Source organism: Bacteroidales bacterium (assembly GCA_014860575.1).
GTDB lineage: Bacteria > Bacteroidota > Bacteroidia > Bacteroidales > JAAYJT01 > JAAYJT01.
On record JACZJK010000020.1, the window covers coordinates 172,209 to 188,514 of the forward strand.

The window sequence follows — 16,306 nt, forward strand, 5'->3', positions numbered from 1 at the left end:
AATGGAGTAATGTCCACTCGAACCTGCCGCTTCGGTACGGGCGGGGAGCGATGTATTTTATTGCCAACTGCATATTGCCAACTGCCTGCTCTTCCCCGCGATTATCCGCCGCATCCGCGTCATCCGCGTTCCATTCACTTTATGATCCTCAGCTTGGCGAACTTCAGCAGCAATTGCTTTTGACCTATTTGCGGGAAAAAAACTGTTGCCTTGCGGTTCGAACCTACCCCTTCGAGGCTGATGACCTTGCCCCGGCCAAAGCGTTCATGCTCTACTTCCATCCCGGTTTGCAGTTCAGTGAAATCAGGGCTTAGCACATTGGCATTGCCCGCCATCAGTTCGGCCTGCTTAAATGGTTTCAGGTTTTTGTTTGTTGGCAGCGAAACCGGAATGCGTGCTGCATCTTCCGGGTTCGAACCTGGCACTTTCATCTGGAAATGCCGCCCACGGTTCGAAGAAGGCATTTCAATGTACCTTGAATCAATCTCTCCAAGGAAGCGGCTGGGTTCGCAACTTATCAACTCGCCCCAGCGGTAACGGTTTTCGGCATAGGAAATGAAAAGACGATCGCGGGCACGGGTCACAGCAACATAAAACAGGCGGCGCTCTTCTTCCAGGTCGGCACGCGCCATCTGCGACTGGAATGAAGGGAAAAGATTTTCTTCCAGGCCGACCACAAAAACATAAGGAAATTCCAGCCCTTTGGCTGAGTGTACGGTCATCATCGAGACCTTGTTCATATCGTCCTTGTCGTCAGTATCGGCATCGGTGAGCAGGGCAATATCGAGCATAAAATCTTCGAGACCAAATTGCTGCTTTTCACCATTGCCGTTTTCTTTCGGCAGCTCGGGCTCTTTTTCGGTGAATTCCCTGATGGCATTTAGCAATTCCTCAATATTATCCAAACGGTTCACACCCTCGGGGGTTTTATCTTCTTCAAGATCCTTTATAATGCCCGAAGACGAAGCAATAAGCTTTGCCAGCTCGTAAGCATTGCGGGTTTTCAACTGCACCGTAAAACTCCTGATCATTGCCGTGAAATCGCTGATCTTCTGCGCTGTGCCTGAATTAACAAGTCCGCGAAGGATGTTAGGTTCACCGGCAATTTCCCAGAGACTTTTGCCGCTTTCGCCCGCAGTAGCTGTGAGTTTTTCCATGCTGGTTTTACCAATGCCACGGGCCGGGTAATTGATGATGCGGTTAAAAGCTTCTTCATCGTTATGATTGATGGCGATACGGAAATACGCCAGCAAATCCTTTATCTCCTTGCGTTTGTAAAAGGAAAGCCCGCCATAGATTCTGTAAGGAATATTCAGTTTGCGCAGCGCCTCTTCCATAGCCCTGGATTGTGCATTGGTTCGGTAAAGAATGGCAAATGCGCTGTTTTGCAACTGGAAATTCATCTTGTTTTCAAAAATGCTTGCGGCTACCAGGCTGCCTTCTTCATTGTCGGACTGTGCCTTCAGAATTTTAATCCTGAAGCCTTCCTCGTTTTCAGTCCATATTTCTTTAAAAATCTGATCCTTGTTGTTAACGATGATGGAATTGGCGGCGTTCACAATCATCTTGGTGGAGCGGTAATTCTGTTCCAGCTTAAATACTTTGTGATCGGTGTAATCGTATTTGAAGTTGAGAATATTCTGAATGTTGGCCCCGCGAAATGCGTATATGCTCTGGGCATCGTCGCCGACCACACAGATGTTTTCGTTATTGGCAGCCAGCTTTTTTATGATCTGGTATTGCACATGGTTCGTATCCTGGTACTCGTCAACGAGGATGTATCTGAATCGTTGCTGGTATTTGTACAATGCATCCGGGAAATCCCTCAGAACAATATAGGTATTGAACAAGAGATCATCAAAATCCATGGCGGAAGCTTTGAAGCATCGTTGCTGGTAGAGCAGGAAAATCCGGCCGGTTTCGGGTTTGGCGGCCAGCTTGTCGTTGGTTGTAAACTCTTCGCTCTCATTATATTCCTGAGCCGAAATCAGGTTTGATTTGCATGATGAAATTTTTCCAAGCAGGTAGTTTGGCTGGTAAACTTTCGGATCAAGGTTCTGTTCCTTCACAATGTTTTTGAGCAGGCTTTTGGAATCATCGGTATCATAAATCGTAAAGTTGGAAGGATACCCCAGACGGTGGCCTTCAGCGCGCAGCAATCGGGCGAAGATAGAATGGAAAGTTCCCATCCACACATTGCGGGCATCCGGCCCAACCAGGTGCACAATGCGTTCTTTCATTTCCTTGGCAGCCTTGTTTGTAAACGTTAAGGCCAGGATATTGAACGAGTCAACCCCTTTATGTACGAGCCATGCCACCTTGTAAGTAAGCACCCGTGTTTTTCCTGATCCGGCGCCGGCAATTACCATGCTGGGGCCATCGGTATGCAGCACGGCCTCACGTTGTTCCTTGTTTAAATCATTGAGCAGTTTATCCACAAATTTTCCCTTCGGTTGAGGAGGCAAAAGTAGTAAAATGCGTGGAGGTGGAAGGTGTTAACGCGTTAATGTGCTAAGGTTAATCCATCTTTCACCTACCTGCAGGATACCGAAATGTGGGCTGTCATATTAATCACTGCTTTGCAATACTTCAACTCCGCATTTCAGGTAAATCGGAAAGTGATCTGAGCCAATGTTTGGAAGGCGCTTCATTGTTGAAACTTGGAAATGATCGGAAAGGAAAACATGATCGAGCGCCCAACGCATAAATGGTTTTTTCGCATCGTAGGTATTGTAAAAACCCCGGCCCTTGCGTGGATCCCTCAAATTGCTGATGCGCAGAAATTTAATGGAAGTATCCGACCAGGCAACATCGTTAAGGTCGCCAAGCACGACCCATGGCCCGGGAGTTTCTTTCACTTTATGGGCCATCAACAGAAGTTCCCGGTCGCGGGGGCGCGAAGTTTCGGCTTCTTCGGGAGTCGGGGGTTCTGGATGCAGGCAACTGAGTTTAAAAGTAAAGTTTCCGGCAATCACATCTGCATGAATCGAAGGAACGGATTTTTTCACAAGGTGTTCAATCTTTCCGTTTTCAAGTGCGAACCTTGAATAAAGCAGCATTCCATAGGTATTGTCCATCGGGCATTTGATATGATGCGGGTATTGCTCTGCAATTGCATCGAGCTGCGTGGCCCACCAATCGTTGGTTTCAATGGCAAGAAAAATATCGGGTTGATATTGTGCCACAAGCTTCAGCAAGGTTTTGCTCTCCCGGTTATCCATCAGCACATTGGCCACCAATATCGAAATGGTTTTGACTGATGATGATTTTATATCGGGCACTTCTTTTTTAGCAAAAGGGAAGTAGGGAAAGATATAGGTAATCTGAACTCCAAGGGCCAGAAGCGTAATGCCTGCATGAATACCATTGGTCAACGACAGGTTTTCTTCGATCAATAGCAATCCGGCAATTGAAATAATCTGAACTAAAATGATTTGCGGTCGCGGGAAATCAAAAATCCTGATCCACCAGGCTTTTTTATCTGCCATGGCAATTACCGTAGAGATGACAGTTAATACGGACAATACAATAAACACGGTGTTCATACGCCTGGAATAATTTCACAAAGCTAACAAAAATCAGCAAGCGAGTTTAATTGAGTGGTCAGACATAAGAGACGTTACACCGGATAATTTGTAATTTTCAAATGCCACATTTTCCGACATTTTCACTTTTTGATTGCTTTGCCGCTACTGGCAGAGCTTCTTAAAGCAATAATGAAATATTGAATTGCACATTCAATGATGTTCTCCGCGGAAACAAAATCTCCACTTTGTTCTTGATGAGATCATTGGTGCATATTCTTATGACCGGCAAGCCAAATAAAAAAATATTTTACCCCATGATTTGTTAATTAAAAACTATTTCTATCTTTGCACCCGCAAAAAATGGGGCCGGAACAGGGAAAATATCCCCTGGCTGACAAGCTTTAAAGCTTAGTAAGTTTTAAGGAAACCTGAGAAGAGCAGACAATTATAGGTTTCACCGGTATCAGATCATTAAGGCACGCCCCTGGCCTTTAATCAATTAAGATACTGTGGATGTCTGGTTAACTACCCTTCTCTCCATTCCTATCTTACATAGTGAAAAGTTCTCAGTCGTCCGGTTCGCAGGAAAGCCTGACCTATTTTTTATTTTGAACAGGTTCATTGGTAAAATTAAAGTTGTACTTTTGCACCCCCAAATTCAAAGGGTGTTTAATAAATCAAAGCGTAAATTATGCCTACAATTCAGCAACTGGTAAGAAAAGGACGCAAAGAACTGGTTGATAAAAGTAAATCGCCGGCCCTTGATTCATGTCCGCAACGACGCGGTGTTTGTGTCAGGGTTTATACCACTACTCCCAAGAAACCTAACTCAGCCATGCGTAAAGTGGCCAGGGTAAGGCTCACCAACGGAAAAGAAGTGAATGCTTACATCCCTGGCGAAGGCCATAACCTCCAGGAACACTCCATCGTGATGATCCGTGGCGGCAGGGTGAAAGACCTTCCGGGTGTAAGATATCACATCATCCGCGGCGCTTTGGATACTGCCGGAGTTGATGGCCGCAACCAACGCAGATCGAAATACGGAACCAAAAGGCCTAAGGCGAAAAAATAATTTACCCGCATTAATAATATAAGGTAATTGCACAATGAGGAAGTCAAGACCCAAAAAGAGAATAATTCTCCCCGACCCCAGATTCAATGATCCCTTGGTCACAAAGTTTGTGAACAACATTATGTTAATGGGAGCCAAAAGCACAGCCTACAGAATTTTTTATGAAGCCATTGATAAGGTTTCTGAAAAAACACAGGAAGATGGCCTGGAATTGTTTAAAAAAGCATTGACCAATGTTACCCCTGCCGTTGAGGTTCGAAGCCGTCGCGTGGGTGGTGCAACTTTTCAGATTCCATCTGAAATCCGCCCCGGACGTAAACAATCCATCGGCATGAAAAACCTCATTGGGTATGCACGCAAACGTCATGAAAAATCAATGGGCCAGAAACTGGCTTCTGAGATCATGGCTGCAGCAAAGGAAGAAGGCGGAGCCTTCAAAAAGAAAGAAGATACACACCGTATGGCAGAAGCCAACAAGGCATTCAGCCATTTCAGGTTTTAATCAATAATTAAGGTAAAGCAACGGGATACAATAACAATGTCAGGCAGACAAAAATATACGCGCAACATTGGCATTATGGCTCACATAGATGCGGGTAAAACCACAACTACTGAGCGGATATTGTATTATACTGGTGTGAATTACCGTATGGGCGAAGTACACGACGGCGCCGCCACCATGGACTATATGGTGCAGGAGCAGGAACGTGGCATTACAATCACTTCAGCCGCAACCACTGTTTTCTGGAACCATCACGACCAGAAATTCAAGATTAACATCATTGATACTCCCGGCCACGTAGATTTCACGGTTGAGGTTGAGCGTTCGCTTCGCGTACTCGATGGCGCTGTTGCGCTGTTCTGTGCTGTGGGCGGTGTTGAACCACAATCGGAAACTGTTTGGAAACAAGCGGATAAATACAAAGTTCCCCGTATAAGCTTCATCAATAAGATGGACAGGTCGGGCGCTGATTTCTTTAATGTAGTGGGTCAGATCAGGGAAAGATTGGGAGCCAATCCAATTCCACTCCAACTACCCATTGGCAGCGAAGATAATTTTATTGGCGTGGTTGATCTGATTGCAAACAAAGCCTATGTATGGGACGATGAGAGCCTGGGGTCGAATTTCGACGAAGGCCCGGTTCCCGAAGATATGGTAGAATTGGTTCATGAATACCGCACCAAATTGATTGAAGGCACTGCCGAGGAAAGCGAAGCCTTACTCGAAAAGTTCCTTACTGATCCTGATGGAATCTCTGAAGCAGAAATTATTGAAGCGGTTCGCAAAGCTACGCTTGAACTCCGGATTACACCGGTAATCTGCGGAGCTTCATTTAAAAATAAAGGCGTTCAGCATTTACTCGACGCCATCGTGGCATATCTTCCAAATCCGTATGATCTTGAAGCCGTAAAAGGAATCAACCCATACACCGAGAAAGAAGAATTGCGCCACCCAACCAACAAAGATCCTTTCTGCTCCCTGGCATTCAAGATCACAACCGATCCGTTTGTCGGGCGCGTTGCATTTTTCAGGGTCTATAGCGGTGAGCTCAAACCTGGTACAATGGTTCTGAACACAACAACCGGGAAAAAAGAAAGAATTTCGCGCATTTTCCAGATGCACGCCAACAAGCAAAACCCGATTGATTATATCGAGGCCGGAGATATCTGCGCCGCCGTTGGGTTCAAAGATATTCGTACAGGCGATACACTTTGCGAAGAGAAAAGTCCCCTCGTACTCGAAAACATTACTTTCCCCGAACCTGTGATCAGCATGGCGATTGAGCCAAAAACACAGGATGATATTGATAAACTGGATATTGCCTTACATAAACTCGCCGAAGAAGATCCAACTTTTATTGTAAGAGTTGATTCAGAAACCGGTCAGACCCTCGTCAGCGGAATGGGTGAACTGCATCTTGATATCATTACCGATCGGCTAAAAAGAGAGTTCCGTATTGAAGTAAGCAAGGGTGCACCACAGGTTGCTTATAAGGAAGCTTTCCTTTCAACAGTGAAACACCGCGAAACTTATAAGAAACAAACCGGCGGCCGCGGCAAGTTTGCCGATATCGTATTTGAATTTGGCCCTGCTGATGAAAACGAACGCGGATTGCAGTTTATCAACAAGGTTACAGGCGGAAACATCCCAAAAGAATATATTTCTCCAATTGAAAAAGGATTTAAACTTGGTATGCAGAATGGCGTTCTTGCCGGTTTCCCGGTCGAAAGCCTGAAAGTTACCCTGCTCGACGGCTCTTTCCATGCTGTTGACAGCGATCAGCTTGCATTTGAGATTGCTGCCCGTTTGGCTTTCAAGGAAGCCGGACGCAAAGCCCAGGCTGTTTTGCTCGAACCATTTATGAGCCTTGAGGTTGTTTGCCCCGAAGAATTTATCGGCGAAGTTACAGGCGATCTTAACCGCCGCCGTGCCAGCGTTGAACGCATTGAGGTAAGAGGCAATATGCAGGCTGTTAGAGCCACAGTGCCACTTTCCGGAATGTTCGGTTATGTGACAACACTTCGTAGTCTCACTTCCGGCCGTGGAACTTCCACTATGGAGTTTTCTCATTACAGCGAAACGCCAAAGAATGTTACAGAAGAAGTTGTTTTAAAGACCAAAGGTTATTTAGTAAAAGCATAGAATTTTTGAACTCAATAAATAAAACATACAAACGTGAGCCAAAAGATCAGAATTAAATTAAAGTCCTATGATTACAATCTGGTGGATAAATCAGCCGAAAAGATTGTAAAAACTGTAAAGTCAACAGGTGCAGTGGTAAATGGGCCTATTCCTTTGCCTACAAACAAAAAGATCTTTACGGTGCTAAAGTCCACCTTTGTAAACAAGAAATCGAGGGACCAATTTCAGTTATGCACCTACAAGCGATTGCTTGATATTTACAGCACCACATCCAAAACGATTGATGCTTTGATGAAGCTGGAACTTCCAAGTGGTGTTGAAGTGGAGATTAAAGTATAATTGATTGTTAAGGCTTCGTTAACCGAATAAAAAGAAGAAGAGATGTCAGGAATTATAGGTAAAAAAATCGGGATGACCAGCATTTTTAATGCTGCAGGCAAAAATGTGCCCTGCACTGTTATTGAAGCAGGACCGTGTGTGGTTACCCAGATTAAGACAAAAGACGTAGATGGATATGAATCCATCCAGTTGTCGTACGACGAGAAAAAAGAGAAGCACACTACCAAGGCTTTGCTTGGACATTTCCAGAAAGCCGGTACGACCCCAAAGAAAATGGTTGCTGAGTTTACCCGTTTCGAAGTTGGTCACCAGAAAAAGTTTGGCGACCTTGTTACAGTAGATATTTTCGTTGAAGGTGAGTTCATTGACGTTGTGGGTGTTTCAAAAGGTAAAGGTTTTCAGGGTGTTGTAAGGCGTCATAAATTCGCCGGTGTTGGACAAGGATCACACGGCCAGCACGACCGTTTGAGAGCCCCCGGTTCAATTGGAGCATCATCCTATCCTTCGCGGGTCTTTAAAGGAATGCGTATGGCCGGCCGCATGGGTGGCAACCGTACCAAAATGATCAACCTGCAGGTAGTACGAATTTTGCCAGAAAAGAATCTTATTATTGTGAAGGGTTCAATACCCGGAGCCAAAGGATCATACGTAATAGTTGAAAGATGGAGCTAGAAGTATATAACATTAAAGGTGAGAAGACCACCAGGACTGTAACGCTGAATGACGAAATCTTCGCCGTTACCCCAAATGATCATGCCCTGTATCTTGATGCCAAACAATATATGGCCAATCAACGTCAAGGCACTCATAGCAGTCTCGAAAAATCTACGATTTCAGGAAGCACCCGCAAACTGAAACGCCAGAAAGGAACTGGTACAGCCAGGGCCGGAAGTATTAAATCGCCGTTGCTTCGTGGTGGAGCCAGGGTTTTTGGCCCACATCCCCGCGACTATTTTTTCAAGCTCAACAAGAAGCTGAAAAAGATTGCACGCAAAAGCGCATTGAGCTACAAGGCACAGAGCAATAGCATTGTTGTTGTCGAGGATTTCACTTTCGAAACTCCAAAAACAAAGAGTGTGATTGAGATGATCAATGTTTTCAAAGTGCAAGGTAAAAAGGTTCTGTTTGTGGTTCCCGAATCCAATACCGGACTTTTTCTTTCGTCAAGGAACATTCCCAATACAAAAGTTGTGTTGGCCGATAGCCTTAACACCTACGATATACTCAATGCACACAGCATGTTCTTTTTCGAGAGCTCGCTTGGCAAACTTGAACAGGTATTGGCTTAAACAGCAAATTAACAACTCATAAACCTCATCACGATGAGCATCATAGTAAAACCTATAGTAACAGAGAAAATGACAGCCCAGGGCGAGCGATTGCAACGCTACGGCTTTGTTGTGCGCAAAGCAGCCAACAAGCTTCAGATCAAGAAGGCTGTTGAAGATCTGTACAGTGTTGATGTCAAGGATGTGAACACCATGAATTACAGCGGCAAGAACAAATCGCGCTTTACAAAACGTGGATTCATTTCCGGACGTACATCAGCGTTCAAAAAGGCTATTATCACATTAGCCCAGGGACAAACAATTGATTTTTATAGCAACATTTAGAAATTAAGATAAATGGCTTTAAAGAAATTCAAACCGACAACACCCGGTCAGCGCTTCAAGGTCATCAGCGCGTTTGATGACATTACGACCATGGAACCCGAAAAGAGTTTACTGGTTCCCCGCAAGAAATCCGGGGGCCGTAACAACCAGGGAAGAATGACCATGCGTTATATCGGTGGAGGTCATAAGCAACAATTAAGGTTAATTGACTTCAAGCGCGACAAAGATGGTATTCCGGCAGTAGTTAAAACGATCGAATACGATCCGCTGCGTACTGCCCGCATTGCATTACTTGTATATGCCGACGGAGAAAAACGTTACATCGTTTCGCCTCATGGATTAAAAGTAGGACAAACTGTTTCCTCCGGAAAAGGCGTAAGCCCCGACGTTGGCAATACTTTGTTCCTGAGTGAGATTCCTTTCGGAACAGTAATTCATAATATTGAGTTGCGACCCGGACAAGGAGCAAAGATGGCACGCAGTGCAGGTTCATCAGCACAGTTGATGTCGCGCGATGGAAAGTTCGCAATAATTAAACTGCCCTCAGGTGAGAGCAGGATGATATTGCAGACATGTAAAGCAACCGTGGGTATGGCTTCAAATATTGACCATAGCCTCGAAAAGTCTGGCAAGGCAGGACGTAGCCGCTGGTTTGGCCGCAGGCCCCGCGTACGTGGCGTTGTTATGAACCCGGTTGATCACCCTATGGGTGGTGGCGAAGGCAGGGCAACAGGTGGTCATCCAAGATCACGCAATGGTATCCCGGCCAAGGGCTTCAAGACACGTTCAAAAAAGAAGGCGTCAAGCAAGTATATCCTTGAAAGAAGGAAGAAATAATCAATAGTATAATATTGCTCTATAATATTAAACACAGATACAAATGAGCCGTTCGCTGAAAAAAGGCCCTTTCCTAAATCATAAACTCGAGAAGAAAGTGATGGGCATGCTCGAGAGTAAAAAGAAAACTGTGATCAAAACATGGTCCAGGAGTTCGGTGATAATTCCCGATTTTGTCGGGCAGACAATCGCTGTTCATAATGGCAACAAGTTTATCCCTGTTTATGTGACTGAAAACATGGTTGGTCATAAGTTGGGAGAATTTGCACCCACCCGTATTTTTAGAGGTCATGCTGGAAGTAAAGATAAAGGCAAAAAATAAAGGACAAGAATAATGGGATCAAGAAAAAATATCAGCGCAGAGCGCCGTAAGGAAGAGAAGAAGACAATTGCTTATGCCCGCCTGGGCAATGTGCCAACATCGCCAAGAAAGATGCGATTGGTCATTGACCTCATCCGTGGAAAGGATGTTGACCAGGCTCTTTATATTCTGAAAACCTGCCCGAAAGAACCGGCAGTTCGCGTTCGCAAACTCCTCTTGTCAGCAATGGCAAACTGGCAGGTAAAGAATGAAGGCGTTAGAATAGAAGACAGCAGTTTGTTTGTAAAAACAATACAAGCTGATGCCGGCAGGGTTCTGAAAAGGATCAGGCCTGCTCCCCAGGGACGCGCACATCGGATTCGCAAACGCTCGAACCATGTTACCCTGGTATTGGGAAGCAGGGTTGAAATTCCGGTAAAAGAAACAGAAAATAAAACTCAAGAATAAACAAACAATTTTGCCTGAAGGCAGCACAAATAAATAATCTGTTTAATGGGACAAAAAACTAATCCGATCGGTCTTAGGTTAGGAATCATCAAAGGATGGGATTCCAATTGGTATGGCGGAAAAAGCTTCGAGGGGAAATTGGTGGAGGATGAAAAAATCCGCAGATACCTCAATGCCCGTCTGGCTAAAGCCGGCGTTTCAAGGATCATAATTGAACGTACACTGAAGCTTGTTACCGTGACCATCAATACTGCACGCCCCGGTATAATTATTGGCAAGGGCGGACAGGAAGTTGACAAGCTGAAAGAAGAGCTTAAGAAACTTACCGGGAAAGAAATTCAGATCAATATCTCGGAAATTAAGCGCCCCGAAATTGATGCTGTAATTGTAGGTCAAACCATTGCCCGCCAGATTGAAGGCAGGATTTCGCACCGCAGGGCCATTAAAACTTCCATTGCTTCAGCCATGCGCATCGGAGCAGAAGGTATTAAAGTTTTGATTGGTGGCCGTTTGGGTGGCGCTGAAATGGCCCGCCGCGAGCAGTATAAAGAAGGCCGCATCCCATTGCATACTTTGCGGGCCGACATTGACTACGCTACAGCCGAAGCACATACAACCTACGGTCGTATTGGTATTAAAGTCTGGATCTGTAAAGGAGAAATTTACGGCAAGCCCGATCTTTCACCAGCAACTGAAAGCTCACAGAAACCTAAAACATCAGCACCTCAGCGCTCAAGGGGCGGAAGGCCAGGTGGTGGCGACAGAGACAGGGACAGGGACAAAGGCGGAGCACGCCGCAGGACCAGATAATTTAAAATTAAATAACCTTAATTCCTTACTATAATGTTACAGCCGAAAAAGACCAAGTACAGAAAGATGCAGAAGGGCAAAATGAAGGGCAATGCCATGCGTGGAAACCAGCTGGCTTTCGGTTCCTTTGGTATCAAAACCCTGGAAGAAGCATGGATTACCGGTCGTCAGATTGAGGCAGCACGTCAGGCCGTGACACGTTTTATGAAACGTGAAGGACAAATCTGGATCAGAATTTTCCCCGATAAGCCGGTAACCAAAAAACCCGCCGAAGTACGTATGGGTAAAGGTAAAGGCGCTCCTGAATATTTCGTTGCTCCCATCACCCCTGGCCGCATTCTTTTCGAAGCCGAAGGTGTTTCGCTGGAAGTAGCAAAAGAAGCCATGAGGCTTGCTGCACAAAAACTTCCGATAGCTACCAAGTTTGTGGTACGGCGCGATTATGTTGAAGAAACTATATAGCCTTTTCCAGGCAAAAACGGATAAGACACGATAAATATGAAACAGTCAGTAATCATAGAACTTTCCACCCCCGACATTATTGAAAGGCTGGAAGAAGAGCGCAAACAGATTGTCAGGCTCAAGTTAAACCATTCTGTTTCTCCTTTGGAGAATCCTAACAAGATCAAGGATTACAGGAAAACCATTGCCAGGCTCCAGACCGAGTTAAGGAAAAGACAGCTTGACCAACGGGCAAAATCATAAATGTTTAATCGCTAAACGATGGAAATCAGGAAATTAAGAAAAGAAAAGACAGGTCTTGTAGTCAGCAATAAAATGGACAAGACCATTGTTGTGCTCGTTGAGCGCCGGCTTCGTCACCCCAAGTATGGCAAGTACGTTAAAAAGTCATCAAAGTTTATGACCCACGACGAACAGAACGAATGCCAGATTGGTGATACCGTGCGCATCATGGAAACCCGTCCGCTGAGCAAGGACAAATGCTGGAGGCTAGTCGAAATCATTGAAAGAGTAAAATAATTATGATACAGCAGGAATCAAGATTAAATGTTGCCGATAACAGCGGCGCCAAAGAAGTACTCTGCATCAGGGTGCTCGGTGGAACCAAACGCAGGTACGCATCCATTGGCGATAAAATTATCGTTACGGTAAAAAACGCCCTTCCATCGGGCAACATTAAAAAGGGAACAGTAGCTAAGGCCGTTGTGGTCAGAACCAAAAAGGAAATTCGTCGCAACGATGGTTCCTATATCCGTTTCGACGATAACGCAGTGGTGCTGCTGAATGCCGCAGGCGAAATGTCAGGCACCCGTATTTTCGGGCCGGTTGCCCGCGAGCTTAGGGAAAAACAATACATGAAGATCGTATCATTGGCACCAGAAGTGCTTTAATTGAGCAGTGTACTATGACACAACAGAAATTACATATCAAAAAAGGCGATAACGTAATGGTAATCTCCGGCGACTACAAAGGAACACAGGGAAAAGTCCTGGAAGTAGATGCAGGTAAATACCGCGCCATCGTTGAAGGAATAGCGCTGGTATCAAAACATACCAGGCCCGATGCCAAAAACCCTAAAGGTGGCATCATTAAAAAAGAATCATTTGTTAACCTTTCGAACCTTATGGTGGTTGATGGTAGCGGAAAACCTACCCGCACAGCACGTAAAGTGGATGAAAAATCAGGCAAAGCGGTTCGTATTTCTAAAAAATCAGGGGAGGTAATCAAGTAATGGAATACCAGGCAAGATTAAAACAAAAGTACCAGGCCGAAATCATTCCTGCCATGCAGGAACAGTTCAAGTATAAAAGCCCGATGCAGGTTCCGCGATTGCTGAAAATCTGCATCAATCAGGGTCTTGGTGATGCTATCACCGACAAAAAACTGATTGATAGCGGCCTCAACGAAATGACCATGATTTCAGGACAAAAGGCGGTTCCTACAAAATCAAAGAAGGACATCTCCAACTTCAAACTGCGTAAGGGCATGCCTATTGGCACGAGGGTCACACTTCGCCGCGAACGTATGTATGAATTCCTCGACAGGCTCATTTCAGTTTCCATTCCACGTATCCGCGACTTCCGCGGTATCAACGAAAAAGGATTTGATGGCCGCGGCAACTACACACTCGGAATTCCCGAACAGATCATTTTCCCGGAAATCAATATTGATAAGATTGCCAAGATCAATGGGATGGATGTCACTTTCGTGACTACTGCCAATACTGATAACGAGTGCCTGGCATTACTCAAAGAATTTGGTTTACCCTTTAAAAATCAGAAATAACCCATGGCAAAAGAATCAATTAAAGCAAGAGAAATAAAGAGGCAGCGCATGGTTGCAAAATTCGCTGAAAAGCGTGCAGCACTGAAAGCCGCAGGAGACTATTATGGTTTGCAGATGCTTCCCAGAAATGCTTCGCCCGTTCGTTTGCATAACCGTTGTAAAATCACTGGCAGACCCAAAGGTTACATTCGTTTGTTTGGCGTTTCGCGTATAAATTTCCGCGAGATGGCACTCAATGGATTAATCCCCGGAATCACCAAAGCCAGTTGGTAAATAAGGCATTAATTTGAAATAATAATAAAATCTCATGATTACCGATCCAATTGCAGATTATCTGACTCGAATAAGGAACGCCGTGATGGCCAATCACAGGATTGTTGAAGTTCCTGCATCGAACATCAAAAAGGAGATGACAAAAATCCTCTTTGAAAAAGGCTATATCCTGAACTATAAGTTTGAAGACGATGGCCGGCAGGGCACAATCAAAATTGCCCTTAAATACCATCCTGTTTCCAAACAGCCTGCCATCACCAAACTGGAAAGAATAAGCAGCCCCGGTTTACGCCAATACTCCGACTCACATACCCTTCCAAGGGTTATGAACGGAATGGGTATTGCCATTCTTACAACATCGCAGGGTGTTATGACCGACAAAGAAGCCCGTGTGAAGAAAATTGGCGGCGAAGTATTGTGTTACGTTAGTTAATAAGGAGGCCAGAAGAATGTCAAGAATCGGAAAATTACCAATAGCTATTCCTGCCGGCGTAACAATAGATGTTTCAAGTAACAATATTGTAACCGTAAAAGGCAGTCATGGAACCCTCAAGCAAACTGTTGATCCAGGCATCACCGTTAAAGTTGATGATGGCAATATTGTTTTAGAGAGGCATACAGAACAGAAGCGACATAAATCAATGCATGGCCTTTACCGTTCCCTTATCTGGAATATGGTAAAAGGCGTTTCTGAAGGATTTAAAATCACCCAGGAACTGGTTGGTGTTGGTTATAAAGTAACAAACAACGGCAATGTGCTTGAATTAGCGCTCGGATATTCTCACAACATTGTTATGGAACTTCCCGAAGAGATCAAGGTTCAGACCATCACCGAAAGAGGTAAGAACCCAACCATTATTCTGGAGTGTGCAGATAAACAATTGATTGGCCAGGTGGCGGCTAAAATCCGTTCACTCAGGAAGCCTGAACCTTACAAGGGTAAAGGTATCCGCTTTGCCGGTGAAGAAATACGTAAGAAAGCTGGTAAAACAGCAGCCAAATAAAGTTAGTTAATTGGTCCGGCAGAAATCGGGCCCTAAATGAACAATGTAGAATGGCTACAAAAAATTTCAAGGAATTCAGAAGAAACCGGATCAAAATGCGGATCCGCAAGGTAATAAAGGGAACTCCCGAACAGCCTCGCCTGACTGTTTTTCGCAGTAACAAGCAAATTTATGCTCAGGTTATTGACGATGCAGCAGGACAAACCCTGATCTCAGCATCGTCGAGGGCAGCTACCATTGCTGACAAAAAAGTCAACAAGATTGACCAGGCAAGCCTGGTTGGTGAGCTGGTAGCCACCAAAGCGATCGAAGCCGGTATAAACACCGTGGTGTTCGACAGGAATGGTTATTTATATCATGGACGGGTCAAATCGCTGGCGGAAGCTGCCAGAAAAGCGGGCCTTAAATTCTAAAACATTATGTCCAACGTGAATACAAAAAGAGTAAAATCAAGCGAAATTGAACTGAAGGATCGCCTGGTTAGTATCCGAAGGGTAACCAAGGTGACCAAGGGAGGACGTACTTTCAGCTTCTCAGCCATTGTTGTTGTAGGAAACGAAAGCGGAGTAGTAGGCCACGGGCTTGGAAAAGCCAAAGAAGTAACTGCTGCCATTGCAAAAGGCATTGACGATGCAAAAAAGAACCTGGTAAAAATCCATGTGCTGAAAGGTACAGTACCACATGAGCAAACCGGCAAGTATTGCGGTGCCAATGTGTTTCTGAAACCAGCTGCTCCCGGAACCGGGGTAATTGCCGGCGGCGCTATGCGTGCTGTACTGGAAAGTGTTGGCGTTAAAGACGTGCTGGCAAAATCCAAAGGATCATCCAATCCACACTCGGTGGTAAAAGCTACCATCAATGCGTTGCTTGAGATGAAAGATCCTTATACGGTGGCACAGCTTCGTGGAATAAGTATGAGTAAAGTTTTTAACGGCTAATCAATAGCTTAAACTTCCGGAAATGAAAAAGCTGAAAATAAAACAAACAAAAAGTGGCATCGGTTACCCGCTTCGTCAGAAACGGACACTCGAAGCCCTGGGCATCCGCCGCATGCATCAAACCATTGAAGTTGAGGCAACCCCTCAAATTCTTGGAATGGTTAAAAAAGTGAACCATTTGATTCAGGTTGAAGAAATATAACCTTAGTTGCTAAACGATAAAGAAATTATAC

24 protein-coding genes and 1 pseudogene are annotated in these 16,306 nt (G+C 44.9%); 23 read left to right on the plus strand and 2 right to left on the minus strand.

Going from position 1 to position 16,306, the window contains the following annotated elements; translation table 11 throughout:
* Positions 1–134 precede the first annotated feature (134 nt).
* Together IH597_05560 and IH597_05565 are read right to left on the minus strand one after the other, a co-directional pair.
* Positions 135–2,417: pseudogene (locus IH597_05560) on the minus strand (UvrD-helicase domain-containing protein).
* Positions 2,418–2,567: 150 nt separating this feature from the next.
* Entirely contained in the window at positions 2,568–3,545 is a 978-nt protein-coding gene (locus IH597_05565; protein MBE0661917.1) for an endonuclease/exonuclease/phosphatase family protein, read from the minus strand.
* Positions 3,546–4,218: 673 nt separating this feature from the next.
* Between IH597_05565 and IH597_05570 the strand changes: the two genes are divergently transcribed.
* The 23 genes from IH597_05570 to rpmD are packed head-to-tail and all read left to right on the plus strand — an operon-like array spanning position 4,219 to position 16,275.
* A complete protein-coding gene (locus IH597_05570; GenBank protein ID MBE0661918.1) occupies positions 4,219–4,599 on the plus strand; it encodes a 30S ribosomal protein S12 in 381 nt (126 codons plus the stop codon).
* Positions 4,600–4,633: 34 nt separating this feature from the next.
* A complete protein-coding gene (gene rpsG / locus IH597_05575) occupies positions 4,634–5,101 on the plus strand; it encodes a 30S ribosomal protein S7 (GenBank protein ID MBE0661919.1) in 468 nt (155 codons plus the stop codon).
* 36 nt (positions 5,102–5,137) lie between these two features.
* On the plus strand, positions 5,138–7,243 hold the full coding sequence (gene fusA / locus IH597_05580) for an elongation factor G (protein ID MBE0661920.1): 2,106 nt from the start codon (positions 5,138–5,140) through the stop codon (positions 7,241–7,243).
* 33 nt (positions 7,244–7,276) lie between these two features.
* Positions 7,277–7,582 (plus strand): 30S ribosomal protein S10, encoded by a 306-nt coding sequence (gene rpsJ / locus IH597_05585; protein MBE0661921.1) that lies wholly within the window; start codon positions 7,277–7,279, stop codon positions 7,580–7,582.
* 42 nt (positions 7,583–7,624) lie between these two features.
* Entirely contained in the window at positions 7,625–8,254 is a 630-nt protein-coding gene (rplC, locus tag IH597_05590) for a 50S ribosomal protein L3 (GenBank protein ID MBE0661922.1), read from the plus strand.
* The gene (gene rplD / locus IH597_05595; GenBank protein ID MBE0661923.1) at positions 8,245–8,871 is read left to right on the plus strand and encodes a 50S ribosomal protein L4; all 627 of its coding nucleotides are present in this window, start codon (positions 8,245–8,247) and stop codon (positions 8,869–8,871) included. Before rplC ends, rplD begins: the two co-directional genes overlap by 10 nt.
* A 33-nt stretch (positions 8,872–8,904) precedes the next feature.
* On the plus strand, positions 8,905–9,195 hold the full coding sequence (rplW, locus tag IH597_05600; GenBank protein ID MBE0661924.1) for a 50S ribosomal protein L23: 291 nt from the start codon (positions 8,905–8,907) through the stop codon (positions 9,193–9,195).
* A gap of 12 nt (positions 9,196–9,207) precedes the next feature.
* The gene (gene rplB, locus IH597_05605; protein MBE0661925.1) at positions 9,208–10,032 is read left to right on the plus strand and encodes a 50S ribosomal protein L2; all 825 of its coding nucleotides are present in this window, start codon (positions 9,208–9,210) and stop codon (positions 10,030–10,032) included.
* A 43-nt stretch (positions 10,033–10,075) separates the two neighbouring features.
* Entirely contained in the window at positions 10,076–10,354 is a 279-nt protein-coding gene (gene rpsS, locus IH597_05610) for a 30S ribosomal protein S19 (protein MBE0661926.1), read from the plus strand.
* A 12-nt stretch (positions 10,355–10,366) separates the two neighbouring features.
* The gene (rplV, locus tag IH597_05615; GenBank protein MBE0661927.1) at positions 10,367–10,801 is read left to right on the plus strand and encodes a 50S ribosomal protein L22; all 435 of its coding nucleotides are present in this window, start codon (positions 10,367–10,369) and stop codon (positions 10,799–10,801) included.
* A gap of 45 nt (positions 10,802–10,846) precedes the next feature.
* Complete coding sequence (gene rpsC, locus IH597_05620; GenBank protein ID MBE0661928.1) at positions 10,847–11,611, plus strand: 30S ribosomal protein S3; 765 nt, start codon at positions 10,847–10,849, stop codon at positions 11,609–11,611.
* A 33-nt stretch (positions 11,612–11,644) separates the two neighbouring features.
* Positions 11,645–12,073: a 50S ribosomal protein L16 gene (gene rplP / locus IH597_05625; protein ID MBE0661929.1), complete on the plus strand. Its 429-nt coding sequence runs from the start codon at positions 11,645–11,647 to the stop codon at positions 12,071–12,073.
* A 36-nt stretch (positions 12,074–12,109) separates the two neighbouring features.
* Positions 12,110–12,316 (plus strand): 50S ribosomal protein L29, encoded by a 207-nt coding sequence (gene rpmC / locus IH597_05630; GenBank protein ID MBE0661930.1) that lies wholly within the window; start codon positions 12,110–12,112, stop codon positions 12,314–12,316.
* An 18-nt stretch (positions 12,317–12,334) separates the two neighbouring features.
* Positions 12,335–12,592, plus strand: coding sequence for a 30S ribosomal protein S17 (gene rpsQ, locus IH597_05635; protein ID MBE0661931.1), 258 nt, complete (start codon positions 12,335–12,337; stop codon positions 12,590–12,592).
* Positions 12,593–12,594: 2 nt separating this feature from the next.
* The gene (rplN, locus tag IH597_05640; protein ID MBE0661932.1) at positions 12,595–12,963 is read left to right on the plus strand and encodes a 50S ribosomal protein L14; all 369 of its coding nucleotides are present in this window, start codon (positions 12,595–12,597) and stop codon (positions 12,961–12,963) included.
* Positions 12,964–12,977: 14 nt separating this feature from the next.
* Positions 12,978–13,304 (plus strand): 50S ribosomal protein L24, encoded by a 327-nt coding sequence (gene rplX, locus IH597_05645; protein ID MBE0661933.1) that lies wholly within the window; start codon positions 12,978–12,980, stop codon positions 13,302–13,304.
* Positions 13,304–13,858, plus strand: a complete 555-nt coding sequence (rplE, locus tag IH597_05650; protein MBE0661934.1) for a 50S ribosomal protein L5 — start codon at positions 13,304–13,306, stop codon at positions 13,856–13,858. Before rplX ends, rplE begins: the two co-directional genes overlap by 1 nt.
* Before the next feature lie 3 nt (positions 13,859–13,861).
* Positions 13,862–14,131: a 30S ribosomal protein S14 gene (rpsN, locus tag IH597_05655; GenBank protein ID MBE0661935.1), complete on the plus strand. Its 270-nt coding sequence runs from the start codon at positions 13,862–13,864 to the stop codon at positions 14,129–14,131.
* Positions 14,132–14,165: 34 nt separating this feature from the next.
* A complete protein-coding gene (gene rpsH / locus IH597_05660; GenBank protein MBE0661936.1) occupies positions 14,166–14,564 on the plus strand; it encodes a 30S ribosomal protein S8 in 399 nt (132 codons plus the stop codon).
* 16 nt (positions 14,565–14,580) lie between these two features.
* A complete protein-coding gene (rplF, locus tag IH597_05665) occupies positions 14,581–15,135 on the plus strand; it encodes a 50S ribosomal protein L6 (GenBank protein MBE0661937.1) in 555 nt (184 codons plus the stop codon).
* Between the two features lie 50 nt (positions 15,136–15,185).
* The gene (gene rplR / locus IH597_05670) at positions 15,186–15,548 is read left to right on the plus strand and encodes a 50S ribosomal protein L18 (protein MBE0661938.1); all 363 of its coding nucleotides are present in this window, start codon (positions 15,186–15,188) and stop codon (positions 15,546–15,548) included.
* A 6-nt stretch (positions 15,549–15,554) separates the two neighbouring features.
* The gene (rpsE, locus tag IH597_05675) at positions 15,555–16,073 is read left to right on the plus strand and encodes a 30S ribosomal protein S5 (GenBank protein ID MBE0661939.1); all 519 of its coding nucleotides are present in this window, start codon (positions 15,555–15,557) and stop codon (positions 16,071–16,073) included.
* Between the two features lie 22 nt (positions 16,074–16,095).
* Positions 16,096–16,275, plus strand: coding sequence for a 50S ribosomal protein L30 (rpmD, locus tag IH597_05680; GenBank protein MBE0661940.1), 180 nt, complete (start codon positions 16,096–16,098; stop codon positions 16,273–16,275).
* The last annotated feature ends 31 nt before the right edge of the window (positions 16,276–16,306 follow it).